The sequence below is a fragment of the Streptomyces sp. NPDC001980 genome, from assembly GCF_040296885.1.
Taxonomy (GTDB): Bacteria; Actinomycetota; Actinomycetes; order Streptomycetales; family Streptomycetaceae; genus Streptomyces.
On the sequence record NZ_JBEOYD010000001.1, the window covers coordinates 495,234 to 518,861 of the forward strand.

21 protein-coding genes and 1 pseudogene are annotated in these 23,628 nt (G+C 69.5%); 11 read left to right on the forward strand and 11 right to left on the reverse strand.

What is annotated here, in order from left to right:
- Window position 1 precedes the first annotated feature (1 nt).
- Together ABT137_RS02170 and ABT137_RS02175 are read right to left on the reverse strand one after the other, a co-directional pair.
- Window positions 2–979 carry an AsnC family transcriptional regulator gene (locus tag ABT137_RS02170; protein ID WP_351700963.1) on the reverse strand — a complete coding sequence of 326 codons (978 nt, stop codon included), beginning with the start codon at window positions 977–979 and terminating at the stop codon, window positions 2–4.
- 121 nt (window positions 980–1,100) lie between these two features.
- Window positions 1,101–2,087 (reverse strand): GlxA family transcriptional regulator, encoded by a 987-nt coding sequence (locus ABT137_RS02175; protein ID WP_351700966.1) that lies wholly within the window; start codon window positions 2,085–2,087, stop codon window positions 1,101–1,103.
- A gap of 149 nt (window positions 2,088–2,236) precedes the next feature.
- Between ABT137_RS02175 and ABT137_RS02180 the strand changes: the two genes are divergently transcribed.
- Window positions 2,237–3,088, forward strand: coding sequence for a hypothetical protein (locus tag ABT137_RS02180; protein ID WP_351700969.1), 852 nt, complete (start codon window positions 2,237–2,239; stop codon window positions 3,086–3,088).
- 131 nt (window positions 3,089–3,219) lie between these two features.
- Here the strand turns inward: ABT137_RS02180 and ABT137_RS02185 are convergent, their stop codons facing one another.
- Window positions 3,220–4,095, reverse strand: coding sequence for a sigma-70 family RNA polymerase sigma factor (locus ABT137_RS02185; RefSeq protein WP_351700971.1), 876 nt, complete (start codon window positions 4,093–4,095; stop codon window positions 3,220–3,222).
- Between the two features lie 87 nt (window positions 4,096–4,182).
- On the opposite strand from ABT137_RS02185, the gene ABT137_RS02190 reads away from it, so the two are divergent.
- Window positions 4,183–4,641 (forward strand): carboxymuconolactone decarboxylase family protein, encoded by a 459-nt coding sequence (locus tag ABT137_RS02190; RefSeq protein ID WP_351700973.1) that lies wholly within the window; start codon window positions 4,183–4,185, stop codon window positions 4,639–4,641.
- A gap of 398 nt (window positions 4,642–5,039) precedes the next feature.
- On the forward strand, window positions 5,040–7,265 hold the full coding sequence (locus tag ABT137_RS02195) for a tetratricopeptide repeat protein (RefSeq protein ID WP_351700976.1): 2,226 nt from the start codon (window positions 5,040–5,042) through the stop codon (window positions 7,263–7,265).
- 393 nt (window positions 7,266–7,658) lie between these two features.
- Here ABT137_RS02195 and ABT137_RS02200 read toward each other — a convergent pair whose 3' ends face one another.
- Both ABT137_RS02200 and ABT137_RS02205 read right to left on the reverse strand, forming a co-directional pair.
- The gene (locus ABT137_RS02200) at window positions 7,659–10,976 is read right to left on the reverse strand and encodes a choice-of-anchor D domain-containing protein (RefSeq protein ID WP_351700979.1); all 3,318 of its coding nucleotides are present in this window, start codon (window positions 10,974–10,976) and stop codon (window positions 7,659–7,661) included.
- A gap of 390 nt (window positions 10,977–11,366) precedes the next feature.
- A pseudogene (locus ABT137_RS02205) lies at window positions 11,367–11,603 on the reverse strand (transposase); the annotation flags it as partial.
- Between the two features lie 138 nt (window positions 11,604–11,741).
- Between ABT137_RS02205 and ABT137_RS02210 the strand changes: the two are divergent.
- Complete coding sequence (locus ABT137_RS02210; protein ID WP_351700982.1) at window positions 11,742–12,416, forward strand: Type 1 glutamine amidotransferase-like domain-containing protein; 675 nt, start codon at window positions 11,742–11,744, stop codon at window positions 12,414–12,416.
- 26 nt (window positions 12,417–12,442) lie between these two features.
- Here the strand turns inward: ABT137_RS02210 and ABT137_RS02215 are convergent, their stop codons facing one another.
- Entirely contained in the window at window positions 12,443–13,237 is a 795-nt protein-coding gene (locus ABT137_RS02215) for a helix-turn-helix domain-containing protein (RefSeq protein ID WP_351700985.1), read from the reverse strand.
- A gap of 122 nt (window positions 13,238–13,359) precedes the next feature.
- Here ABT137_RS02215 and ABT137_RS02220 point away from each other — a divergent pair, with 122 nt between their 5' ends.
- Together ABT137_RS02220 and ABT137_RS02225 are read left to right on the forward strand one after the other, a co-directional pair.
- A complete protein-coding gene (locus tag ABT137_RS02220; protein WP_351700988.1) occupies window positions 13,360–13,752 on the forward strand; it encodes a nuclear transport factor 2 family protein in 393 nt (130 codons plus the stop codon).
- 101 nt (window positions 13,753–13,853) lie between these two features.
- Entirely contained in the window at window positions 13,854–14,324 is a 471-nt protein-coding gene (locus tag ABT137_RS02225) for a pyridoxamine 5'-phosphate oxidase family protein (RefSeq protein WP_351700991.1), read from the forward strand.
- A gap of 4 nt (window positions 14,325–14,328) precedes the next feature.
- Here the strand turns inward: ABT137_RS02225 and ABT137_RS02230 are convergent, their stop codons facing one another.
- The 4 genes from ABT137_RS02230 to ABT137_RS02245 all read right to left on the reverse strand — a co-directional run bounded on the left by ABT137_RS02230 (window position 14,329) and on the right by ABT137_RS02245 (window position 16,816).
- The gene (locus tag ABT137_RS02230) at window positions 14,329–14,844 is read right to left on the reverse strand and encodes a hypothetical protein (protein ID WP_351700993.1); all 516 of its coding nucleotides are present in this window, start codon (window positions 14,842–14,844) and stop codon (window positions 14,329–14,331) included.
- Between the two features lie 116 nt (window positions 14,845–14,960).
- Window positions 14,961–15,710, reverse strand: coding sequence for a hypothetical protein (locus tag ABT137_RS02235; RefSeq protein ID WP_351700996.1), 750 nt, complete (start codon window positions 15,708–15,710; stop codon window positions 14,961–14,963).
- 45 nt (window positions 15,711–15,755) lie between these two features.
- Window positions 15,756–15,998, reverse strand: coding sequence for a DUF397 domain-containing protein (locus tag ABT137_RS02240; RefSeq protein ID WP_351700999.1), 243 nt, complete (start codon window positions 15,996–15,998; stop codon window positions 15,756–15,758).
- Complete coding sequence (locus ABT137_RS02245) at window positions 15,995–16,816, reverse strand: helix-turn-helix domain-containing protein (RefSeq protein WP_351701002.1); 822 nt, start codon at window positions 16,814–16,816, stop codon at window positions 15,995–15,997. The genes ABT137_RS02240 and ABT137_RS02245 overlap by 4 nt, the downstream gene beginning before the upstream one ends.
- Before the next feature lie 129 nt (window positions 16,817–16,945).
- Here ABT137_RS02245 and ABT137_RS02250 point away from each other — a divergent pair, with 129 nt between their 5' ends.
- Window positions 16,946–17,410, forward strand: coding sequence for an ATP-binding protein (locus ABT137_RS02250; protein WP_351701004.1), 465 nt, complete (start codon window positions 16,946–16,948; stop codon window positions 17,408–17,410).
- Between the two features lie 40 nt (window positions 17,411–17,450).
- On the opposite strand, the gene ABT137_RS02255 is transcribed toward ABT137_RS02250, so the two are convergent.
- Window positions 17,451–18,209 (reverse strand): intradiol ring-cleavage dioxygenase, encoded by a 759-nt coding sequence (locus ABT137_RS02255; RefSeq protein WP_351701007.1) that lies wholly within the window; start codon window positions 18,207–18,209, stop codon window positions 17,451–17,453.
- A gap of 363 nt (window positions 18,210–18,572) precedes the next feature.
- On the opposite strand from ABT137_RS02255, the gene ABT137_RS02260 reads away from it, so the two are divergent.
- The 4 genes from ABT137_RS02260 to ABT137_RS02275 all read left to right on the forward strand — a co-directional run bounded on the left by ABT137_RS02260 (window position 18,573) and on the right by ABT137_RS02275 (window position 23,575).
- On the forward strand, window positions 18,573–19,799 hold the full coding sequence (locus ABT137_RS02260; protein WP_351701010.1) for an acyl-CoA dehydrogenase family protein: 1,227 nt from the start codon (window positions 18,573–18,575) through the stop codon (window positions 19,797–19,799).
- A gap of 11 nt (window positions 19,800–19,810) precedes the next feature.
- Window positions 19,811–21,058, forward strand: coding sequence for a CaiB/BaiF CoA transferase family protein (locus ABT137_RS02265; protein WP_351701013.1), 1,248 nt, complete (start codon window positions 19,811–19,813; stop codon window positions 21,056–21,058).
- Between the two features lie 128 nt (window positions 21,059–21,186).
- Window positions 21,187–22,113: a UTP--glucose-1-phosphate uridylyltransferase gene (locus tag ABT137_RS02270; RefSeq protein ID WP_351701016.1), complete on the forward strand. Its 927-nt coding sequence runs from the start codon at window positions 21,187–21,189 to the stop codon at window positions 22,111–22,113.
- Between the two features lie 289 nt (window positions 22,114–22,402).
- Window positions 22,403–23,575: a 4-hydroxybenzoate 3-monooxygenase gene (locus tag ABT137_RS02275; protein WP_351701019.1), complete on the forward strand. Its 1,173-nt coding sequence runs from the start codon at window positions 22,403–22,405 to the stop codon at window positions 23,573–23,575.
- The last annotated feature ends 53 nt before the right edge of the window (window positions 23,576–23,628 follow it).

The following is a 23,628-nucleotide window of genomic DNA, read 5'->3' on the forward strand; positions in this document are numbered from 1 at the left end:
GTCACAGGCTCCCGGGCCGGACCAGCCCGGTCCGCTTGACCCCGCTCAGGATCGGCGTGACCTCCATCGTGGAGACGTGTTCCAGGGCGCCGATCGTGTCGCTCAGGAAGCGGTAGAGCCCGTCGAGGTCGGTCGCCGCGACGGCCACGAGCAGGTTGGCCGAGCCGGTGGTGGCCGAGGCGAACCGCACCTGTGGATGGCGGCTCAGCAGCCGGCCGGTCTCCTCCAGACGGCCGGGGGCGACCGTCATCCACAGCAGCGCCTCGGCGCGGATGCCCAGCCGGGCGAGATCGACCTCGGTCGCGAGCCTGAGGACCAGGCCGCCCGCCAGCGCCTCCAGGCGCCGGCGGGCGGTCAGGGCACTGAGGCCGGCGCGGCGGGCGAGTTCCGTGTAGGAGGCCCGCCCGTCCTCGACCAGCCCGGCGACCAGCTGGTGGTCGACGGGAGTGAGCGCGGGGCGCGGGCCGGCCTCCGGCAGGTCCGGGCGCAGACTGGCCAGCTCCTCCTCCGACAGCAGGCCGCCGCTCCAGTCGAAACCGGCGGGGAAGACGCGCAGCAGCGCGTGCGAGGTCCACGACTGGACCGCCGCGGTGGCCGGAAGGTCGCGCAGCAGCAGGTTGTTGCGGGCGTCCGGCCCGTCCAGGAACAGAATCGTGCAGATCTCGTCGCCGCCGCCGAGGACGTCCACCCAGATCGTGTCGGGGCGGCGGGCCAGGGTGGCGGCGATGGCGCTGATCCGGTTGGGTTTGCACCGGATGCGCAGCGCCAGCGGGATCAGGTCCGGGAAGCACACCGGGTTGCGGACGGCCGTGGCCCGCAGCGTGCCGTCGTGGTAGAGCGGCGCCGCCCGCCGCACCACGGTCCGCTCCGAGACCCCGAGGACCCGGCCGACCGTGCGCCAGGAGGCGCGCGGGGAGGCCAGCATCGCGGCGGCGATCCGGCTGTCGGTCTCGTCGAGCCGATGGCGCGCTTTCTCCATGTCCACGGATGATATGACGCGCATTCTCGATGGCCGGCCCACTTGCTGACTCGTCTTCGCACTCCCGGTGAGGACCGGAGACATCGCAACCGAACCGAGAGCGGCGAGCACCGCCCGCCGCTCAGACCTTGCTCACCGCAGTGGCCCGGAACGTGTTGCGGTAGGCCTGCGGGGAGACGCCGATCGCCGCGTGCAGGTGCTGCCGCAGTGACGTGCCGGTGGCGAAACCGACCTCGGCGGCGATGCGGTCGACCGACAGCTCGCTGGTCTCCAGGAGGTCGCGGGCGCGCCGTACCCGCTGCTGGATCAGCCAGCGCCCGGGGCTCGTCCCCGTCTCCTCCTGGAACCGGCGGGCGAAGGTGCGCCGGCTCATCCGGGCGTGATCGGCCAACTCCCGCAGCGCCAGCGGCCGTTCCAGGTTCTCCAGGGCCCACGCCCGGGTGGCCGCCGTACCCGTGGCGCCCTCGTCCGGCACCGGCAGATCGATGTACTGCGCCTGGCCGCCGTCCCGCCAGGGCGGTACGACACACTGCCGGGCCACGCTGTTGGCGACCGCGCTGCCGTGGTCGGAGCGCACGATGTGCAGGCACACGTCGACGCCGGAGGCTGCCCCCGCCGAGGTCAGCACATCCCCGTCGTCGATGAACAGCACATCCGGATCCAGCGCCACCCGCGGGAACATCCGCCGGAACCGCGGCGCCAGCGCCCAGTGCGTCGTCGCCGGCCGCCCGTCGAGCATCCCGGTCGCCGCGAGCGCGAAGGCCCCCGTGCAGATGGAGACGATCCGGGCACCGGGCCGGATCCGCGCCAGCGCGGCGGCGACCGGTCCGGGCAGTTCCTCCGCGATCCGCGCCATGTCGTACGGCGGTACGACCACCGTGTCCGCACTCTCCAGCGCCTCGGGGCCGTGCCCGACGGTGACGGTGAAGTCGGCGTTGGTCGCCACCGTACGATCCTCGCTCGCCGCACAGGTCACCACGTCGTAGGCACCGGGCACGCACGGAAAGACCCGGTTCGGGATCCCCAGCTCGAAGGGGTAGACCCCGTCGAGAGCGAGCACGACGACGCGGTGCGGGCGGGCGGGCAGGAAGTCGATGTCGGCGGACATGGCACGATTCTATCGCTCGCCGCCTATCCGGCCATCGCGGTATGAGGTGTGCCGCACCCGCTCTCAGTGGGGGAGGGTCGCCTTCGGCGAGGCGACCACCGGACGCCCGTTGGTACCTTGTGCGGATCCATGGAGCAAAGGTGGTGGGTATGGCCGGACTGGAGACGAACCCGCCACGGCTGATGACCCGGCTGCAGCTGGACAACGCGGTCAGGCACGCGCTGCGTACAGCCAGGGAGGCGCAGGCGGTACTGCGCGATCCGAACCGGAGAGCGGAAGACGAGCACGTTCTGGCCGAGTTGCTCCTGGACTTCGGGGAGATGACGGGTTCCCCCGGTTTGTTGCAGCTTGTTGAGCAGACATCCGGCGAGGAGGTGGTCCGCCTCGTGGCGGAGGCGGCACTGTTCGTCCGGGCGCACAACTGGCCCGCATCCCACCTGCGTGCGATCCTCCAAGGGACGTGGGCAGGGCAAGAGCAGCCTCACGCCGGTGAGAGCCTCGTGTCGGAGTTCCTGGAGGATCTCGGAACACTGCGGCTGGTCGAGTCTGGCGACGGGGCCGACTGGGGGTTCCGGATACTCAAGGCCGCTTCGATGGACGACGAGAAGCTGACGGCAGTCGTCAAAGCGGCGCGCTATCTCCTGCAACCGTCCTCTCTCATGGTCTTCGGAGACGTCACGGAGATCCTCGGTAAAGCCGTCTACGCGACGAACGTCAAGCGGTTCAGTGCGTGCCTGGCCCGCATCCGGGCGCTGACGACGGAACGCCTGCCCCCGCCAGGTCCGGGACGGGAAGATCCGCTGGGTGACCGTAGGTCCGAGCCGCGTGTCATCGCCGAGCCGCTCGAGTGGGAGCCGCAAGTGCCCTCGGCTCAAGAGCTGTGGCCTGAAGACTTCGGCCCCGCAGGCTCAGGGGTGCCGGACGATGGTGTCGATCCGAACGGCGCCAGAGATCTCGGCGAACCTGGCAGGCCGCGCAAAGGGCCGCACCTCGGCCTGTAACGCACAGAGCCGGCACAACCGGTCCGCCGGCCGAATCAGCACACTGAGGTTTTCTCAGAGGCTGAGTTCAACGTCTCTGCGGGATCAGGCATGGACCGCTTGGAGTATGCGCGGCCTTCGCCGGTAGGGAGTCACACCGAGTCCGGCAGGTCCATGAGCGCGAGTTCGGCTGGGTCGACCACAGCGGTGATCTCGGTGATGCGGCCGTCGGCGACGGTGAAGGCGAGCAGGGACAGCGGGGTGCCGTCCTCGTTCCAGGAGATGACGCCGGGTCGCCCGTTGACGGTCGCCGCATGTCCGTGTGCCGCGCCGCCGGCCACTCGGGCGCGGCTGGCGACCTCGGTGGCCCCGATCGTGACGAACCGTCCGCCGGGGGTGTGGACGGTGAACTCCACCTCGGGGTGGAGAACTTCCAGCAGCCGTTCGAACCGGCCCTCGCGGGCCGCGGCCAAGAACGCCCCGACCACCTCGCGTTGCTGCTGTCGGTCGCTTGCCGACTGCCGCGCCGCCTGCACCTTCCGGCGGGCGCGGCTGGTGAGCATCTTGGTCGCGTCGGTGGACCTTCCGAGGATGGCGCCGATCTCCCCGTGGGGCACGGCGAACACGTCGTGCAGCACGAACGCCAGGCGTTCGTCGGGGCGCAGCGAGTCCAGGACCGTCAACAGCGCCAGGCCCACCGAGTCGCCCAGTGCCACAAGCTCTTCCGGAGCCGGGCCATCGTCGAGCGTCACGGTGAGTTCGGGCAGCTGGTCGTCGAGGGGAACTGTCGGGCGAGTGCGGCCCGAGCGTAGGAGATCGAGGCTGATACGGCCGACCACGGTGGTCAGCCAGCCGCCGAGATTGTCGATGGCGTCGGCGTCCTGGCGAGACAGACGCAGCCACGCGTCCTGGACCGCGTCGTCCGCGTCGGCGTGCGAGCCGAGCACGCGGTAGGCAACGGCTGTGAGCCGTTCGCGGTGCGCCTCGAATGCCTCGGCGATCGGATCGGCGGGGTGGGCGCCGGACATGGTGTTACCTCCCTGGAAGCTGCTCCGTCATAGGGGTGACGGGCACCAGCCCCGAAACGTAACCCCGACCAAGGAGAGCACCCTGCCATGCAGAACCGACTGAAGAACAAGAACACCAACAACCCCGACGTGTGGAAGGCGGTCGGGCATCTGCAGAAGGCGATCGCCGCCGGGGGCGTCGACCCGAAGCTGCTCGCGCTGGTCCACCTGCGCGCCAGCCAGATCAACAGCTGCTCGGCGTGCGTCTACGCCAGTGTCGCCGGGGGGAAGAAGGCCGGTGACACCGACGAGCGGCTGCACAACGTAGCGGCGTGGCGTGAGGCGCCGTTCTACACCGATGCGGAGCGCGCGGCACTGGCGCTGGCCGAGGCCGCCACTCGGCTGCAGGACGGTGCGGAGGGAGTCACCGACGAGATCTGGGAAGAGGTCAACGTCCATTTCACTGAGGAGCAGATAGGTGCGATCAACCTGGAGATCGCGCTGACCAACTTCTTCAACAGGATCAACCGCACCATCAAGGAACCGGCCGGCCAGACCTGGGGCTGAGCCCAGCGTGGCTCTTACCCGCTGAGGCTTCCCCAGCGAAATGATCTTCGGGCGCTACGAGGCCGGGCAGGCGTGAAGCCCCTGGTAGGACTGGTCTGCCAAGATCATGTCCGCTCGATGCAGAGGCTTCACGTTGGTCAACCACGCTGCCGCGCTCGATGTCCCACGCCACATCGTGGAGTTCCTCGCAGGCTGCTGGCCGCCCATCTCAATAAGACCCTCGTTCGCTCGCGTCCAAGACATGGGGTGAAGCTCCTGGACTCTGTCTTTACGCTTGCCTGTGCGGCATCATGGCGCGTATGCGATGGCGGGGGTTGCGCGCATGGGCCGCTCTATTCGGTCCGTTGTTCTGCGTATCGGTCTTCACGGCAGGACCAGTAGCGCTCAAGGCTGCAAGGGTGACCTGGCCGGGCTGGATTCTGCCCACCTTGGCCGCGACCGGCGGAGTCTTGCTCCTGGTGGCAACCCCGCTCATGCAGGCCCGCCTGGACACGCTTATCGAATGGGTTGGATCGCGGGGGAATCTTGAGCAGAAGCAGGCGGCAGTCCTGGAACTCGTCGGGGGCTCTGATCGCAAGCTGCCACTGGTGCGGGAGGTGCGCGACCGTGCCTTGTTGGGTATCCATCCGGCGATTCCACTGCCGTTAGGTGCGGATCCTCGGCTATCAGTCGAGTTGCCCACGTACGTGCCGCGCGATCTTGATGTGCAGCTGCGGGCCGCGTTGCGGCGCGCGAGTGTTGAGAGCGGGTTCGTTCTTATTATCGGACGTGCTGCGTCCGGAAAAACTCGTCTGGCTTTTGAGGCGATCAATGCCGAACTTGGCGACTGGCGTCTGTTCATGCCGTCGAAGGCCGACCACCTCACCGCATATCTGGCCAGTGGCGCCGACCTTTCTCATACCGTCGTGTGGCTGAATGAGACTCAGGATTTTCTAGGTGCGGGCCAGCTCACTATTGAAACGGTGAGGCGCGTTCTCGCGAATCCCAAACGGCCCGCGGTGATAATCGGAACCATTTGGCCGGAGCATTACTCTCGGCTACGTGGGTCTGTTGGGGGCTGGGAGGGGCGTGACCCAGACCGGGAGAGCGTACGAATCCTTGAACTAGCTCGCCTTTTCACCTTGGATGAGCAGTTCAGTTCTGACGAGCGGGCGCGCGCACATGACTTGGCGCATACTGATCCGCGAATTGAGGAGGCCCTGCGTCACGAAGAGGGCGCGCACTTGGCGCAGGTGCTGGCATCGGCTCCGGAACTGATCCTTCAATGGTTGCAAATATTGGATCCATTAGCGGCCGCGGTCGTAGACGCAGGAGTACTCGCGCGTCGTTGCGGCCATCATGATCCGATTCCGGCCACGCTGCTGGAAACCCTCGCCAGCAGTTGTATGGAGGGTGCTCAGCGGGCGCGCATTGCCGACGCGGACTGGTTTATCGAAGCAGTGGCAGATGCGAGCGAGCCCGTTCGAGGGTCGGTTGCCCCGCTCACGCCCGACGCATCGACGATCGGGCATGTGGATGGATACTGTGTTGCTGACGTCCTCGTCCAATATGCGCAGCATACCGACCCGGACTACGCACATGTGTCCGAGGATCAGTGGCGCTTGCTTATCGACCATTCCGCTGTAGATGCCTGCGTGCGCATCGGGCAGTTTGCCAATTTCCTGGGCCGGTACTCTCTGGCTGAGCATTCCTGGGGACGGGCCGCTACCGCGGGGAATTCCGATGGCATGCTGCTCCTCGGCATGATGACGGAACTCCGAGGAGACTACGAGCAGACCCTCATTTGGTACGAGCAGGCTGCACAGGCAGGCCAGATAGGTGCCATGGAGAACCTGGGCGTCCTGCTCGGAGGACTGGGCAGGACCGCGGAGGCTCGCACCTGGCTGCAGCGTGGCGCGGACGCTGGAAGCGCGAATGCCATGTCCAACCTCGGGTATCTCCTGAAAAGGGAAGGCTCTGTCCCGGATGCCGAGCATTGGTACCGGGCCGCCGCTACGCTCGGCCACGTCGGCGCGATGGTAAATCTGGCCAAAACGCTACACGAACGTGGCGAGGTCGATGCCGCGGTCGAGTGGTACCGCCGTGGCGCAGAGCAGACGTACGCGACCATGGTTGCAAAAGCTGCCGAGACCGGTATCTCGTGGTCGTGTGAAGGCTCCGACGAAGGTCAGTCCGCAGCCCTCCTCGAATACGCTGAAATTCTTCTGGAGAGTGGGTCGCTCGACGACGCCCATGAATGGTTCGAACGAGGAGCCACTCAACTCGGTGACCCGCGTGCCGCTGCAGGCCTAGCGGATCTCCTGGAGGCGCGAGGCCATAGCGAACAGGCCGATGCATGGATCCACAGAGCAGCGGAAATGGCACGTTCACACCTCGCCAGTTATAGATACCTGTTAGTGAACGCGTACGGCGAGGCTGGCGTGTTACGGCATGCCCGTATCATGCATCGGCTCGCCATAAAAAGCGCCGGCGTTGGCGAATCGGCTGACTGTGAGAAATGGGCTCGTCTGGCAGCGGAGTATGGTGACAGAGAGGCTATGCGTACGCTCTGGGAGTTGCTTGACGAACAGGGTAGGCATATCGAGGCGGCCGAATGGCGTATTCGCGGTGGCGGAGAGCAATGACCGCACGCCTTCGTGAAGTTGACTGCCCCTGCAGGCGCAATCGGTCGTCCACCGGCCGTGGCCCCGGCGACCGCTCCGGTCACGCCCGACCAGGACACTTCAGCAAGATCCTGTTAAGAGTCCTTAGGCCACTAGCCTCGGCGGCTTTGGCGAAGTTGGCTGCTGGTCCTTTGATGCGTGTGCGTTGACGGTTCAGGGCCTGGCCGACGACCGCGGTGCCGTCGACCGGCCGCATGATCCTTTGTCACCTGGGTCAACTCCAACTGCGCAGCGGCAGGGCCACCGACCCGCCCACCGTCCTCGTGACCCGCGGAATCCACCCCCAGTTGCTGGACCTCCTCGGACTTCGAAGCGACACAGCCACGCCGCCCGTCGTTCCCTGGGGCCGTGGGCTCAGATGAGGGAGTTGTAGATCTTCCAGCCGGGCCCGACGTTGACGCGCGCCGCGTACGGTGCCGCGGCGTTGCCGGTCCCCCGGTAGAGCCACAGCGCGCCCGCCGTGTCGCGCGCCAGCAGGTCGGCCTTGCCGTCGCCGGTGACGTCACGAGGTCCGGCGAACGCGTTGTAGGTGTTCCAGCCTCCGCCGATCAGGGTGCGGGCGGCGAAGGGGGCGGTGGCCTTGCCGGTGCCGCGGTAGAGCCAGAGCTTGCCCGTGGTGTCGCGGGCGACCAGGTCGGCCCTGCCGTCGCCCGTCACGTCGCTCGCGCCGGTCAGCGCGTTGTAGGTGTTCCAGCCTCCGCTGATCAGGGTGCGGGCGGCGAAGGGGGTGGTGGCGTTGCCGGTGCCGCGGTAGAGCCAGAGCTTGCCCGTGGTGTCGCGGGCGACCAGGTCGGCCCTGCCGTCGGCGGTGAGGTCGCCCGTGCCGGTCAGCGAGGTGTAGGCGCCCCAGCCGGGCCCGACCTTCCTTCGGGCCGCGAACGGAGCCGCCGCGTTGCCGGTCCCCTGGTACAGCCACAGCGTGCCCGTGGCGTCGCGGGCCACGACCGAGCCGCTGCCGTCCGACATCACCCGCGAGACGCTGGTGATCAGGTTGTACGTGTTCCAGCCGGGGCCGACGCCGAGCCGCTTCGCGAGTGGCGCCGCCGGCACGCCTGTGCCGTGGTACTGCCACAGCGTGCCGGAGGTGTCCCGCGCCAGCAGTGTGCCGAGCTGCGCCGGCGGCGGGGTGCCCGTGCCGCTGACCGTCTCCAGCATCGCGCCCTGCCCGGCGTCGCCGGTGATCTCGTAGGACGCCGACCGGGCGCCGACGGTGGTCGGCGAGAAGGTCACGGTCTGCCGCACGCTCTGCTCGGGACCGATGACCAGGCCCTCGGGCAGCGGGTCCGCGCTGGTGAACACGCCGGCCGGCGCCTTCGCCTTGGTGATCGTGACCGGAACGTTCCCGGAGTTGGTGATGGTGAACGACTTGGTGACCGATGTGCCGCGGGTGACCCCGCCGAACGCCAGCGACGGGGGAGTGAGCAGCAGGTGTCCGTGGCCGCTGATCGCGTTGCCCTCGATCGGGATGGTCAGCGTGCCGCTGGTGCTCGTCAGCGTGATCGACGAGGAGTGCCGGCCGGTGGCCGTGGGCGCGTAGCCGACGCGGAGCACGACCGAGCCCTGGGCCGGGACGACCGCCGGGTCCGCCGGGTCGGCGCTCGGCAGGTTGTCCGCGCTGAACGGCCCGGTGGGCGAGGCGATGGAGGTGATGGTCTCCGGCTCGGTGCCGGTGTTGGTCACCTGGACGTTCGCGGTGGCCACGGTCCCCGTCGGCTGGTTGTCGAAGGACACCGTGCCCGGGAACGCGGCCAGCCCGGCCTTGGTCCCGACGCCGTGCAGGCTCAGCGCGAACGTGCCCGCGCCGGTGACGACGGTGAGCGTGCCGCTCGCGCCCAGGACGGCGGTCGGCCTGAATGTGACCGGCACGGTGAGCTGCCCGCCGGCCGGGATCGAGGGCGGCAGCGACGAGGTGTCCGCGGTGAACGGGCCCTCGACGCTCACCGACTTGATCGCCAGCGCCTTGGACGGGTTCTGGTTCTCCGTCAGGACGACGTCGGTGCTCGCCGTGTCGCCGACCTGTGCCGTCCCGAAGTCGACCGGTCCGCCCTTGAGGGGGCTGCCCACCGGGTTGCCGTAGGCGTAGACCTTGCCGTCCCGTGTCCCGACGAAGACCTGGTTGCCGTCGGTCGCCGGGACGGCGAACTTCGGCGCGGTGCCGATCGGCGCGGACCACACCAGCTTCAGGACGCCGTTCGCGTCCGGCACCGGGTTGTAGGCGCGCAGCTGGGCGTTGACGCCCGTCGGGCCGCCCGACCACACGACCCACACCAGGGCGCTGCCCGAGCGCGTCCCGTCGGAGGTGACCACCGGCGAGCCGCTGGTGTAGGGGAAGGAGTCCTGGCTCGCGCCCGCGACGCTCAGCGCCGGGTCGCCCTTGGTGGTCACGCCGCGGTGCAGCGCCGTCAGCGAGCCGCCGTTGCCGACGACGTACACGTAGCCGCCGTCACCGCCCCAGACCGCGGGGTGGCCCCACTGGCCCTTCAGCGGTCCGGTGACGCCGACGACCGCGTCCGTTCCGCCGGGGCCCTGCGAGCGCCCGCCGAGGTGGTCGCGGTCCAGCAGGAACACCCGGCCGTCCTTGCCCTGCTGCACCAGCAGGTGCGGGTGGGAGGCGGTGCCGAAGCTGTCCGGCAGGCCCACCGGGCCGCCGGAGGCCAGGTCGGTGTCGAGCTGGTCGAGCGTCGGCGCGTTGGACGGGCTGAAGAAGTCCGCGGCCTTCAGGCTCTGGTCGGGCTGCACCTGGAGCCGGACCACGGACTCCGCGAGCGTGCCGGGCGGCGAGGTGCCCGGGCCGGGCGCCGGACTGACGCCGTTGCCGGTGGCCACGAAGATCCGGCCGGGACCGTCGGAGACCAGCCCGCCGCCGGACTGCCAGATGCCGGCGCCGCTGTTGCTGGCGCCGGTCTCCGCCGCCCACATCGACGTCACCGAGGGCGACGTGGTGCTGACGCCGACCACGTAGCCGCGGTACGGCTTGGCGTCGCAGTGCCCGCCGAAGCCCGCGTACACGATCCCGTCGAGCAGCAGCAGCCCCGGCCGCTGCATCTCGTACGCGGGCAGGAACGACTGGCTCGGGTCGTTGGACGCCGAGCCCTGGATCGTCACGGGGAAGCCTTGCTTCTCCGCGCCGGTGACCGGGTCGAGCGCGTGCATGTACCAGTGCGGGTTGAGCGCGTTCGGGCCGTCGTCGACCTTGGTCGTCAGGTAGACCGCGCCGGTCGCCGGGTCGTACACCGGAGTGCCGGTGCTGCCGACGTTCGGCGCCAGGTCGCCACAGCTGAGCGTCGCGGCCGGCCACGCGGGCCCGAAGTTCCGCTGCCACAGCACGGCGCCGGTGGTCCGGTCCAGGCCGTAGGCCACGTTGTTCTCGGTGACCGCCACCACCGTGGCGCCGACCACGATCGGCTGCGCGTAGATCTGCCCGTCCAGCTGGGCCGGGGCCTTCCACAACTGCCCGAACGAGGATGACCGCACGTCCCCCGCGCCCAGGCCTCCCTCACCCTGGTCCCAGCCGGTCCGCAGCGAGTCCACCGACCCGGTGGTCTCGCTGGCCTGCGCCTGCGAGACCCCCACGCCGATCAGCCCCGCCGTCAGCGCGCCCGCCACCGCGAGGACCAGCCCGCGCCACCCGGCGCCTCTCTTCCGTATGCCACCGCGTCTGTCGGCACCCACGACGAAAACCCCCTCCGATGCCCGGTACTTGAAGTCCCCGCGGCCGCGCTCCCCACGCGACCACCCTCCCCCGAGCCGCCCGGCGCCTCAGGCGGCCTCCTCATACGGAAGGACGCGGCGCGCGGTCGCAGCCCGCGCATCAAACCACACAATCCACCCCACGTGACGTGGTTGCTCCTTTCACCTTCGGGCGGCGGGTGGCAGCCTCCCGCGCCGGGCCGAAGGTTCGTGCTCACCGCCGGCTTCTTCTGGCCTCGTCCGCCCACTCCTGTCCTGTCTCGGTCCGGTGCTGGGGTGATCACGCCTGGGTGGACAGAGGCGACGCGATTTCAGTGCTCGGGCATGGTGGAGTCCCGGCGCAGTGGTCGGGTTCTCCAGGTCTTTCGGGCCGACGTCGGCCAGACAGTCGCCGCCGAGTGCGACGGCCAGGGCCACATCCAGCAGGATCTTGCCCGGATCGTGCACGGCCCGCCGCTTGCGCCACGGCGTGAGTGCCGCCGATATCGCGGTATCCAGGCCGGACTTGCGGACCGTCTCGACCAACAGCACCGAGCCGGCCTGGGCAACCACCCCGTGACCGCCACGCCCGACACGGACACGCGGGTAGGACCCGCTACTCTTCTTCACCTGGGAAGTGCCTCTTCCGCTACCACGTACAGGACCCTCAGCAAGTCCTATCGTTGCAGCTCAGGGGCACTTTCTGCTTTCTCGATCAGCTGTCGGACGGCACCCCTCGTGAAAGCCCGAGGTTAATGCGGAGGCTTGATGAAGCTGCTCCTCACCGACTCCGGTGTCAGGAACGAAAGCATTCTGGCGGCGCTGGTCGATCTCCTCGGCAAACCGATCGCCGAGGCCGACGCCCTGTGCATCCCCACCGCCGGGTACGGGGGCCCGTACGGGAATCCGGGCGGGCCATGGCGTTTCATCAGCGGACGGTCCCCCAGTCCCATGACCGAGCTGGGGTGGAGGTCTGTGGGCGTGCTGGAGCTCACCGCGCTGCCCGGCATCGACAGGGAACGCTGGGTCTCCTGGGTCCGGGAGGCGGACGTCCTGCTGGTGAACGGCGGCGACGCGCTGTACCTGTGCCACTGGATGCGGGAGTCCGGACTGGCCGACCTCTTCCCGTCGCTGCGCGACACGGTCTACGTGGGGCTCAGCGCCGGGAGCATGGCGCTGACGCCCCGTGTGGGGGAGTTCTTCGTCGGCTGGGAGCCGCCCACCGGCGACGACGCCGCGTTGGGAGTCGTCGACTTCTCCCTCTTCCCGCACGTGGGCAGCCCCGACTGCCCGGAGAACACCATGGCCGAGGCGGAACGGTGGGCCGCCGGGATAGCGGGTCCGGCATACGCCATCGACGCCCAGACGGCCATCAAGGTGACCGACAGCGGCGTCGAGGTCGTTTCCGAGGGGAACTGGAAGCTGTTCGACCCGGTGGGATGAACCTGGGCGCGGTTCTCGCTCGCCGCCTATCCGGCCATCGCGCGCAGCAGTGCCGCCGTACGCGCGTCCGCCGGGAAGAACGTCTCGACGGCGATCTCGTCCAGCGTCACGTCCCTCGGTGATCCGAACACCGTGGTGGTGTAGAGCAGGGCGAGGTCGCCGTGCTCGGTCGACAGCCGCAGCGGAACCACCAGATCGTCGTGGAACGATCCGCCGTCCCGGGCCTCGTCCGTCCCGGGTGCCGGGTAGCTCTCCAGTTCCGCGAGCAGTTCGGCGAGCCCCGCGGCCGACGTCCGGTCCAGCTGGCGGCGGACCCGGCGCAGTACGTGCGCACGCCACTGCGCGAGGTTCCGGATGCGTCCGGACAGGCCGTCGGGGTGCAGGGTCGCCCGCAGTACGTTCAGCGGCGGCCCGGTCACGTCCGCCGGGACGTCACCGAGGAACAGTCCCATGGCGCGGTTCGCGGCCAGCATCTCCCACCGCACGTTGACGGCGAGCGCCGGATTCGGTTCGTGCCCGGCGAGCACGGCCTCCACCGCCTCGCGCGCCGCGCCGAGATCGGCGTAGGCGCGTTCGCGGTGCACCGGCGCGAAGCCGGCCGCCAGATAGAGCGCGTTGCGCTCCCGCAGCGGCACGTCGAGTTCGTCGCACAGCCGCCGGATCATGTCCCGGCTCGGGTTCGCCCGCCCGGTCTCGATGCAGCTCAGGTGCCGGGTCGACAACTCGGCGGCGAGCGACACGTCGAGCTGCGAACGCCGGCGCCGCTCCCGCCAGCGCCGCACCAGCATCCCGACCGGCTCGGTGGTGGTCGTCGTCGTCATGAACCTCAGGCTGCCCGGCGGTGCGGGCCACGGCAATGACCTCGCGGGTCATCGACAGCACGCACCGCGCACCTTCAAAGTCGGGAACCGGCAACCCACTTCACCGTGAAGGGACGACCACCATGACCGAGACCGCCGAACGGCTCGACGAGTACGTACGGTTCTGGAACACCGGCACCGAGCAGGAGCAGCGCGCCTGCGCCGAAGCCGCCTTCGCCGACGGTGTCGAGTACCGCGCCCAGATCGGAATCCTCAGCGGGGCACAGGCGCTGATCGACTTCCGCAACCAGTTCGCCGCCCACATGGGCCCGGTCACGCTCCGCCTCCGCGAGCAGCCCCAGGTCCACCACGGCCGCGCCCGGCTCCGGTGGGAGATCCTGACCGGCGCCGACGCGGAGACCTCCTTCGCCACCGGAACCGACGTCCTGCACCTCGACGAGGACGGCCGGATCAGCTCCGTCACGGTCTTCCTGGACCGGGCGCCCGAGGGTTTCGACCCCGCGGCGCACGACTAGACCGCGTTGTGCCGCCGGGTCCGTACGAGTACGGCCCTACGCCTCGCGCCCTAGTCCCGTCGCCGGATGTGACCGGGTGCGTCACGTCATAGCCTCGGCGTATGGCATCAGTTGACTCTCGCCGCAGCGAACCCCGAAGCCAGGAGCAGCGCAAGCACGAGGCCCTGGAACGGCTCGCGCGGGACAATGACGTATGGGTCGCCACGGCCGACGGCACCGGCGAGCCGTGCCTCGTGCCGCTCGCCTTCTGGTGGGACGGCGAGAGCGTGTGGCTGGCCACCCGCGACACCAACCCGACCGGGCGCAACCTCCGTGCCTCGGGCCGGGTCCGGCTCTCCTTCGGCCATACCCGGGACGTGGTCCTGGTCCACGGCACCGCGCGCATGCTGACCCGGGAGGAGCTTCCGGTCGGGGTGGGCGACGCCTTCGCCGCCAAGGACGGCTGGGACCCTCGCGAGGACCACCCGTCGTACGTCTTCTTCCAGGTCACCCCGCAGGTGCTGCAGGCATGGGGAACCGTTCCCGAGCTGGCCGGGCGGACCCTGATGCGCGACGGGAAGTGGCTGGTCTAGGGCTTCAGCCGGTCACGGGCTTGCCGAGGCGGATCTGGGTGTCGCAGCCGATGTCCTGGTGGTACGTGGTGGAGCCCTGCCGGTACTCGTAGCGGCAGGTGGTCAGGTCCCCGTGCACCGTGCCGGTCACCTTGACCCGGGCCTCGTAGAACAGGTCCGACGTGCCGTGCGACTTGAGCCGGATCGAACTGCCCTTGTGAGGGCGGACGCCGACGTCCGTGTCCCCTACGGGGATCACCCCGTAGGGGTGACCGTCGGCACCGACAACCCGGTAACCCGTGACGCGCAGCCCGGCCGGCACATGGACGATCTCCGCGCTGAGGACGGTGAGCGGCTTCCCCGAGTTGTTGGACATCTCCGGCATGGTCACCCGGTACTCCTTGCCGACCTGGGTGTGCTCGTACCCGACGAGGGCGCTGGCCTGCTCGGCGCCCTCCAGGGCCGTACCCCCGCCGTCGGAGCACGAGGTGAGGACGGCGGCGCTCAGCGCCAGGAACACGGCGAAAAGGCGTCTGGACATGGCTGGATCTCCCCGTTGATCTCGCGGTACCGGGATCAAATCACGCCGTTCACGGCATGTGGAGGTGGGGTGGAGGAAGAGTGTGCGAGTGAGATCGGACCGAGATCCGACGGTCCTCACTTCAGCAGCGCCGCGAAGACCAGATCCACGCCGATCCACAGCCAGAAGAGGCCCCCGACGACGTTCCACGCGACTCTGGCCACCACGAACGGCAGCCAGTCCGCGTGCGCGGCGCCGACCGCCCCCTCCGGGTCGTAGGCGAGCTGGATGCGCTGGAGCTTGCGCTTGCAGACGTATCTGTGCGCCCCGCCGTCGGCGTCGGTGTACCGGTACGCCGTCTTCTTGCCCTCCTTGCCCACGGCCACGGCGAGGACGGTGATACCGCGTCGGCTCAGGACGACCCTGCGCACGACCTCCGTCACGCCCGAGACCGGCATCACGATGCCGACGGTCAGCGGGACGGTGCCGAGGACCGCGATGACGACGCCTCCCACGCCGTATCCGGTCCCCACCCAGACCAGGTATCCGAGGTAGGCGAGTGCGACGAGCGCGCCGAGGGCCACGAGCCAGTACAGGACCCGTTCCCGCGGTGAGCTCGTGATCCTGGCTCTGGCCGCGGGGTCCCGTTCCTCCGGCAGCGCGGCGGTCAGGGCGGTGATGAAGGCGGTGGTGGTCACCCGGTTGCGGCCCGCCATGCGATGCATGGTGCCGTCGGTCAGCAAAACCTCGGCCACCCGCGGCTCGGCGTTGCGCACCTCCCGGATCGCGGAGAGCGGGATGTCGACCTTGCGGCCGGAGTAGGTGATGTGAACGCCGTCAGCGTCGAACCGAGCGGAGCCGCCTCGGCCGTTGAGAATGATCGACATGATCACATGACAGCCGAGGGTGGCCGAAAGTTGCCCTGCCTACGGTCACTTTCCGGCGTACGTAAGGAAGTTGGCCCAGGCGGCGGGGGAGAGGGCGAGCTGGGGACCCCGGCGGTTCTTGGAGTCGCGGATGTGGATGGTGGTGGGGCAGGGGGCGACCTCGACGCAATCGCCGGAGCCGCCGCTGCTGTAGCTCGACTTGTGCCAGGAGAGGGCGACTTCGATGCAGTCGCCGTCTCCGCCGCTGCTGTAACTACTCTTGAACCACGACAGGTTGGTGGTGCTCATAGGTCCCCTCGCATCCGCTGCAACAGGCTCCGGGAGTCTTCCAGCGTAAGAGCCTGTGAGCGCATCCTGGCATAGCGCTGCTGGAGGATGCTGACTTCCTTTGGGTCGGATACGAGCAGGCCTCCGCGTTGCCCTTCGCAGTAGGCGAACCACTTGTTCTCCGGGGTCTCCATGAGCTGCACTGGACCGTCGAGCCCCGCGTGTGACTCCCGTACCGTGGGCATGACCTGGACCTCGACATTCCGCAGCTCAGCGAGCCGCAGCACATGATCGATGAGCTCCCTGGTGACCTCCACCCCGCCCGTCCGGCGCAGGAACACCCCCTCCTCCAGGATGAAGCTGAGCGCCGTGTTGGGGCGCTCGCGCAACAGTCGCTGTCGGTCCGCTCGGGCCACCCACTGCGCCTCGATCTGCTCGTCGTCCAGCGGCGGCAGTTGCTGTGTGAACAACGTTCGCGCGTATGCCTCTGTCTGCAACAGGTCTGGAAGCAACCGGCATTCGTAGGTGTACAGCGTGATCGCCGAAGCCTCCATCCGCGCCCACCGCCGAAACCAAGCCGCCAACCCCGGCTGCCGAGCCACATGCCCCGCCGCCCGCCGTAAGGCCCCCGTGTTGCCCAGGGCCTCCTCCGCCGCCTCGACGAACGACTCGTCCGGCATCCTCCTCCCCAGCTCCACCGATGCCACCGTGTGTTTCGAGAACCGCACCCGTTCCCCGAACTCCTCGCGGCTCAGCCCGGCATGTTCGCGCAACGCCTGGACCACCGCCCCGAAGGTCCGCAGACTGTCCGACGACTCCGGCTCCGCTCCATCGCCCACGTAGGCCACCTCCCGACCCCATGGTGACGGCGAGTCACCGGTACGGTCCAGTCCGTGACCGTGTACGCGGGCCCGGCGTACGCGGCTCTCACCTGGAGAAGTGCCCTTTCCTGGCGGCAGATTGGGGGCATGGACGCACCCCCCACCACCGTCACGGTCAGTCGAACACTCGCTCAGCGGCTCAGTGGCACCCCGCGGGGTGCCCGGCTCGCGAGGCATCTCGCCGTCGCGCAACTCCACGCATGGGGTGGCCGGTTCGCGTCGGCGGAGGTGATCGACAAGGTGTCGGTGATCGTCGCGGAGCTGGCGGCGAACGCCGTGACGCACGGACGCGTGCCGGGGCGGGACTTCGAGCTGCGGCTCTCGCTGGTGACGGGGAGCGTGCGGGTCGAGGTCACCGACACCCTGGCCGAACGGCGGCCGCCCGGCCCCCGGGACGTGCGGCCGCCGGGGCCGCTGGACGCCGGTGGGCGCGGGCTCGTGCTCGTGGACGCGCTGGCCGATCGGTGGGAGGTGCTGGAACGGGACTGCGACGGCGCACCGGGCAAGACCGTACGGGCCGAGGTGGACCTGCCGTTTCGTCGCAGAACCTGAGCCGGGCCCCGGGGAGGCATGTCCCGGGGCCCGGAGGACATCAGCTGGAGACGCCGAGGGTGAGCGTGCCGGTGTAGCCGGCGGTGGTGGAGCCGGTGACGGTCATGAGGCCCGAGGAGGCGCCTGCGTCGTCGTAGACCGAGTCCTGGGCGAGGGTGGTCCGGGTGACCGTGTTGGCCGAGTAGGGCGAGACCTTCGCGACGGCCGTGGTGATGGTCTCGTTGATGAAGAGCTGACCGGTGTGCACGGTCGTACCGCCGGTGAAGGAGCCGTTGGACGTCAGGGTGACGCCGGTGTGGACCTTCACGTGGATGTGGATGCAGCGGCCCCGGTACCAGCCCGGGTAGATGGTGGTGATGTTGGCGACGCCGCTGGAGTTGGTGAGGACGCCGCCGCGCAGGAAGGTGCCGTCGTCCGCCTCGCTGTGGCCGTTGGCGCCGACGTAGCCCGAGTACTCGCCGAGCGAGTCGGCGTGCCAGACCTCCACGAGGGCGTTGGGGATGACGGTGCAGGCGGAGTTGACGACGGTGAGCGCGAGCTTCAGTGCGATGCCCGCCTTGCCCTCGGTGATGTCGGTGCGGACCAGCGCGCCGTCGAGGTAGTAGGGGCCTTCGGTCTGTTCCTCCGTGAGCGTGCAGACCGCCGCGGCGGCGGCCGGCTGGAGGTCGGGGGCGGCGGCTGCCGCGGGGGCCTCGGTCGAGACCGCTGCGCCTACGGCCAGGGCAGCGGCGGTCGTCCCGGTGGCGACGAGTACGGTACGGCGGCCGACGGAGCGGGCGCCATCTGAGGTGTCTGTCATGGACACGGCACCGTAGGAAGGGCTCCTGTCGGCGAGCTGTCAGTTTCGTAAAGTGAGCAGCCGTCAAGTCTTGAGTTGAGACAGTCGAATTGGCGGTCGCTGTTCGACATTGCGGACCATGGGCAGGCGTTCACTCATGGGTCGTACCCGCACGCACCGCACTCTTCGCCGGTACCGGGCGTGAAGGGGCCATTAGGGTAGTTCGCCGCGACGAGGGCACCCCTCGACCGGCGAGGGCTCGCGGGAATCGGCACGGGTCCGGGTCTAATCGCGCCGGAGAACCGAGACACCGCACGGGAAGTGCCGGGTGGCGAGGAACTTCGAGGCCGCAACCACGTCCCGCAGCGCTGGAGGAAGATTTCCATGGGTGCCACCCCGCCTCTGCCGAAGCCGTCCGGTCCCTACCTGGGCAAAGGGCTGCTTCCGGCCGACTTCTATTCCTTCGAGGAACTGCTGACGGACAGCGAGCGGGAGAAGATCGAGCGCGTCCGTGAATTCCTCGGCACGCAGGCCGCTCCCCTCGTCGACGACTACTGGGCCCGGGCCGAGTTCCCCTTTGAGCTGGTGGCGGGATTCGGCGGGCTCGGGCTCGTGGACTGGGCGGACCCGGACTCCGCGGAATCCAAGCCGAGCAATCTCCTCTCGGGATTCCTCGCGCTGGAATTCGCGCACGCCGACGCGTCCTTGGCGACCTTCTCCGGCGTGCACACGGGGCTCGCCATGGGCTCGATCCTCGCCTGTGGCTCCGAGGAGCAGAAGCGGCGGTGGCTGCCGGCCATGAGCCGCTTCGAGAAGATCGGAGCCTTCGGGCTGACCGAGCCGCACGGGGGTTCCGACGTGGCCGGCGGCCTGCTGACGACCGCGCGCCGCGACGGCGACGGCTGGGTCCTCGACGGGGCCAAGCGGTGGATCGGCAACGCGACCTTCGCCGACCTGGTCGTCATCTGGGCGCGGGACACCGAGACGAACCACGTGCTGGGCTTCGTCGTGGAGAAGGACACCCCCGGCTTCACGGCGACGAAGATCGAGAACAAGATGGCGCTGCGGATCGTGCAGAACGCCGACATCGTGCTCGACGGCTGTCGCGTTCCGGAGGCCAACCGGCTGCAGAACGCGAACTCGTTCAAGGACACCGCCAACATCCTGCGCCAGACGCGCAGCGGGGTGGCCTGGCAGGCCGTGGGCGTGATGTTCGGCGCGTACGAGATCGCGTTGCAGTACGCGAAGGAACGCGAGCAGTTCGGGCGCCCGATCGGAGGCTTCCAGCTCGTCCAGGATCTGCTGGTCAAGATGCTCGGCAACGCCACGGCCTCGTGCGGGATGGTGACGCGCCTGGCCCAGCTGCAGGACGCCGGGATCTACCGGGACGAGCACTCCGCCCTGGCGAAGGCCTACTGCACCGTGCGGATGCGGGAGAGCGTCGGCTGGGCCCGGGAGCTGCTGGCCGGCAACGGCATCATCCTCGACTACAAGGTCGGCCGCTTCGTCGCCGACGCCGAGGCCCTCTACTCGTACGAGGGCACCCGGGAGATCCAGACCCTGATCGTGGGACGCGCCGTCACCGACGGCCTGAGCGCCTTCGTGAAGTGACGGTGACGGCGATGACCAACGAATCCGTGACCACCGAATCCGTCTTCACCGGCCTGAAGGTCCTCGACGCGTCCTCGTTCATCGCGGCACCGGCCGCGGCCACCGTGCTCTCCGACTTCGGGGCGGACGTCATCAAGATCGAGCCGCCGGGGACGGGCGACCCCCAGCGGCGGCTGAGTTCCGTGCCGCCCAGTCCGCAGGCACAGGCGAACTACAGCTGGCACCTCGCCAACCGCAACAAGCGTGGCATGGCGCTGGACCTGAAGTCGCCGGCGGCCGTCGAGGTCCTCAAGCGGCTCGTCGAGTGGGCCGACGTGGTCATCACCAACTTCCCGCACGGCACCCGCGAGAAGCTGCACCTCGGCTACGAGGAGGTCTCGGGCTGGAACCCGAGGGTCGTCTACGCCGACCTCACCGGTTTCGGGGACACCGGTCCCGACGCCCGGCAGCCGGGCTTCGACCTGACCGCCTACTGGTCGCGCAGCGGCCTGCTGGCCTCCACCCGCGACGCGGGCGCACCGCCGACCGTGCCGGTCTGGGGCAGCGGCGACTACACGACGGCGATCGCCATCTACGCGGCGATCACGACCGCCCTCTATCGCCGCGAGCGAACGGGACAAGGGGCCGACGTCGGGACGTCACTGCTCGCCACGGGCGTCTGGGCCACCGGAACCCTCGTGGCCGCCGCCCTCGCCGACGGCACACCCTTCGAGCTGCACGACCGGAAGGTACCGGCGAACCCGCTGAACAACCCCTACCGGACCGCGGACGGCGAGTGGCTCATGCTGGTCGCCTCACCCGCGCGCTGGCAGGGGCTGGCACGCGCCGTCGGACATCCCGAACTGCTGGAGGATCCCCGGTTCTCCGGCCTGGAGGGTCTGGTCGAGCACTCCGCCGAGCTGGCCGAGCTGCTCGACACCGCGTTCCGCTCGCGGCCCTTCGCCCACTGGAAGGACGCGCTGGACCGGGAACGCATCACCTACAGCCTCATCCAGACGCCGGAGGAGGCCGCGCGGGACCCGCAGCTGCGCGAGAACGGCATCGTCGTGCCGCTGGCCGGAGCCGGCGGGCTGACGGAGACCGTCGGCAGCCCGGTCAACCTCCGAGGGGTGCCGAAGGTGCCGGCGAGACGAGCGCCGGACCTGGGCGAGCACAACGACGAGATCCTCGCCGAGCTGGGATTCGGCCCCGCCGAGATCGCCGAACTGCACGCCGGGGGAGCGGTCCCCGACGCCCCGGCGACGGAGCCGCCGCGCTGAACTCTTCATCTGGGCTTCGCCTGGAAATCGTCTGGACGAAGGGATCCGGCCGGTCGGCGTTTCCCGGGCGGCACAGGGGCCGTTGGTAGCGTCCTCGTACCCCGTGCCGTCCGACCGAGAGAGACCTGATGTCCCCGACGATCCGCAGGGCCGTGATCCCCGCCGCCGGACTGGGCTCCCGCCTGCTGCCCCTGACCAAGGCCACGCCGAAGGAGATGCTCCCCGTCGGCGACAAGCCGGTGATCGAGCACACCGTGCGGGAGCTGGTGGACTCCGGGATCACCGACATCACCATCGTCGTCTCGGGCGGGAAGAGCCTGATCCAGGACCACTTCCGGCCCAACCCGGCGCTCGTCGAGCAGCTGCGCCGCGACGGGAAGACCGCCTACGCGGACGCCGTCGAGGAGGTCGCCGAGCTGGCCCGCAAGGGGCACATCACCTACCTCGACCAGTACGGCCCGTACGGCAACGGCACACCCGTGCTGAACGCCGCCCGTTCCTTCGGCGACGAACCCGTCCTCGTGCTCTGGCCCGACGACGTGTTCGTCGCCGAGGTGCCCCGCGCCCAGCAGCTGATCCGCGCCTACGAGCAGACCGGCTGCCCGGTGCTGGCCCTGCTGCCGATGGACCCCGCCGACTCCCAGCGCTACGGCGTGCCCATCGTCAAGGAGGACCTCGGCGACGGCCAGCTGCGCATCACCGGCCTGGTCGAGAAGCCCGCGCCGGCCGACGCGCCGTCGCCGTACGCGGCCATCGGCGGCTACGTCGTCACCCCGGGCATCATCGACGAGCTGCGCGAGCAGACCCGCCGCTGGTACGAGCACCGCACCGGCGAGGTGTACCTGACCGACGCCATCAACGCCTACGCCAGCAGCCGGGCCGTGTACGGGCAGGTCATCCAGGGCCGCTGGTACGACACCGGCAACCCGGCCGACTACCTCGTCGCGCAGATGGCCTTCGCCCTCGCCCACCCCGAGTACGGGCCCGTGCTGCGCGGTCTGGTCAGCAAGCTCGACGAGGGCGAAGTGCAGGGGGACGTGCAGCGTACGGTATGATCGTTACAGAGCTGGTCGTCGTAACTCACGGTGGCTGGTGTTGCGTTGGTGGTCCAAGGAAAGACGCCCCGCTTCCTGTGGGGAGATGCAGGTGCAAGGCCTGCCCGGCGCTCGATCCGGTGCCCGTTCGCATTCGATGCGGACGGGCACCGCGCGTTTTCCCCCGCCTCTCGGCAGCTCTCGTCACCTCAGGCAACCCTTTAGGGGTAATTAGTCTGCTTCTTCCCTGTATGTAAGGGATTCGGCTGATATGAACCTTCTGGACAAAGGGCAACTCCAGGGGCGGGGAATGACAACAGCACAGGTCGGTGTAGTGATCCTCGGCGCCGGCCCGGCAGGGCTCGTCCTGGGGAACCTGCTGCTGGGCCGCGGCATCGACTGCGTGATCCTGGAGCGGCGCGACCGTGCCGCGGTGGAGGGCAGGGCCCGGGCCGGATTCCTCGCCGCCCACTCCGTGCGCGTGCTGACGGAACACGGCCTGGCCGGCGGGCTGACGGCCCGCGGAAAGACCCACACCACCTGCCTGTTCCGCGGCGATCGCGGCGAATTCACCCTGGACTACGGCAAGTTGGGCCTCGGTGAGCCGCACACCGTCTACCCGCAGCAGGAACTCGTACGGGACCTGATCGCCGAGTACCTGCGGCGCGGCGGGGAGATCCGGTTCGGCGCCGAGGCCGAGGAAGTGGCCGAGGAGGCCGCGGAGACCAGGGTGCGGGTGCGCGGCGGTGCGGACGTCACCGGACGGTACGTCGCCGGATGCGACGGGCACCGGGGGATCGGCCGCGCCGCGCTCACGGCCCGCGGCACCCGGACCGCCCGCCGGGACCACGGCGTCTCCTGGCTGGCCGTGCTGGTCGCGGCCCCGCCCAGCCTGGAGGCCGTCGGATACGCCCTGCACGAGCGCGGGTTCGCCGGCCACATGGCACGGACGGACACCGTCACCCGGTACTACCTCCAGTGCCCGCGCGGCACCGATCCCGCCGACTGGAGCGAGGACCGGATCTGGACCGAGTTGGCGACCCGGCTGCGGACCGCCGAGTTCGGGCCGCTGCGCCACGGACCCGTCCTGGAGAAGGCGGTCGTCGACCTGCGCTCCGACGTCCTGGAGTCCCCGGGCACCGGACGGCTGTGGCTGGCCGGCGACGCCACCGGACTCATCAGCCCCTCGGCGGCCAAGGGCGCCAATCTCGCCGTCCTGCAAGCCGAGTTGCTGGCCCGCGCCCTCGAAGCGGCGCTGGCACACGGCGACGGAACCGGCCTCGCCCGGTACGCCGCCGACTCCCTGCCCCGCGTCTGGCGGGCCCACGAGTTCTCGCACTGGATGAGCGGCCTGCTGCACGGCCCGGCCGGCGAGGACGACGAGGCCCGCTACGGCCGCCAGTTGCAGTACGCCCGCCTGGAGAGCCTGCGCACCTCCCGCGCCCACCAGGACTTCTTCGCCGAGAACTACACCGGCATCTGACCCCCGGGACCGGCTCGACCGTCCCCGGTTCTCCCTGCCCCACGATCATCGGG

What these genes read in the sequence shown, in the direction of transcription:
- ABT137_RS02170 (WP_351700963.1), bottom strand. Translation starts at nt 979, where the DNA reads ATGGAGAAAGCGCGCCATCGGCTCGACGAGACCGACAGCCGGATCGCC.
- ABT137_RS02175 (WP_351700966.1), bottom strand. Translation starts at nt 2,087, where the DNA reads ATGTCCGCCGACATCGACTTCCTGCCCGCCCGCCCGCACCGCGTCGTC.
- ABT137_RS02180 (WP_351700969.1), top strand. Translation starts at nt 2,237, where the DNA reads ATGGCCGGACTGGAGACGAACCCGCCACGGCTGATGACCCGGCTGCAG.
- ABT137_RS02185 (WP_351700971.1), bottom strand. Translation starts at nt 4,095, where the DNA reads ATGTCCGGCGCCCACCCCGCCGATCCGATCGCCGAGGCATTCGAGGCG.
- ABT137_RS02190 (WP_351700973.1), top strand. Translation starts at nt 4,183, where the DNA reads ATGCAGAACCGACTGAAGAACAAGAACACCAACAACCCCGACGTGTGG.
- ABT137_RS02210 (WP_351700982.1), top strand. Translation starts at nt 11,742, where the DNA reads ATGAAGCTGCTCCTCACCGACTCCGGTGTCAGGAACGAAAGCATTCTG.
- ABT137_RS02215 (WP_351700985.1), bottom strand. Translation starts at nt 13,237, where the DNA reads ATGACGACGACGACCACCACCGAGCCGGTCGGGATGCTGGTGCGGCGC.
- ABT137_RS02220 (WP_351700988.1), top strand. Translation starts at nt 13,360, where the DNA reads ATGACCGAGACCGCCGAACGGCTCGACGAGTACGTACGGTTCTGGAAC.
- ABT137_RS02225 (WP_351700991.1), top strand. Translation starts at nt 13,854, where the DNA reads ATGGCATCAGTTGACTCTCGCCGCAGCGAACCCCGAAGCCAGGAGCAG.
- ABT137_RS02230 (WP_351700993.1), bottom strand. Translation starts at nt 14,844, where the DNA reads ATGTCCAGACGCCTTTTCGCCGTGTTCCTGGCGCTGAGCGCCGCCGTC.
- ABT137_RS02235 (WP_351700996.1), bottom strand. Translation starts at nt 15,710, where the DNA reads ATGTCGATCATTCTCAACGGCCGAGGCGGCTCCGCTCGGTTCGACGCT.
- ABT137_RS02240 (WP_351700999.1), bottom strand. Translation starts at nt 15,998, where the DNA reads ATGAGCACCACCAACCTGTCGTGGTTCAAGAGTAGTTACAGCAGCGGC.
- ABT137_RS02250 (WP_351701004.1), top strand. Translation starts at nt 16,946, where the DNA reads ATGGACGCACCCCCCACCACCGTCACGGTCAGTCGAACACTCGCTCAG.
- ABT137_RS02255 (WP_351701007.1), bottom strand. Translation starts at nt 18,209, where the DNA reads ATGACAGACACCTCAGATGGCGCCCGCTCCGTCGGCCGCCGTACCGTA.
- ABT137_RS02260 (WP_351701010.1), top strand. Translation starts at nt 18,573, where the DNA reads ATGGGTGCCACCCCGCCTCTGCCGAAGCCGTCCGGTCCCTACCTGGGC.
- ABT137_RS02265 (WP_351701013.1), top strand. Translation starts at nt 19,811, where the DNA reads ATGACCAACGAATCCGTGACCACCGAATCCGTCTTCACCGGCCTGAAG.
- ABT137_RS02270 (WP_351701016.1), top strand. Translation starts at nt 21,187, where the DNA reads ATGTCCCCGACGATCCGCAGGGCCGTGATCCCCGCCGCCGGACTGGGC.
- ABT137_RS02275 (WP_351701019.1), top strand. Translation starts at nt 22,403, where the DNA reads ATGACAACAGCACAGGTCGGTGTAGTGATCCTCGGCGCCGGCCCGGCA.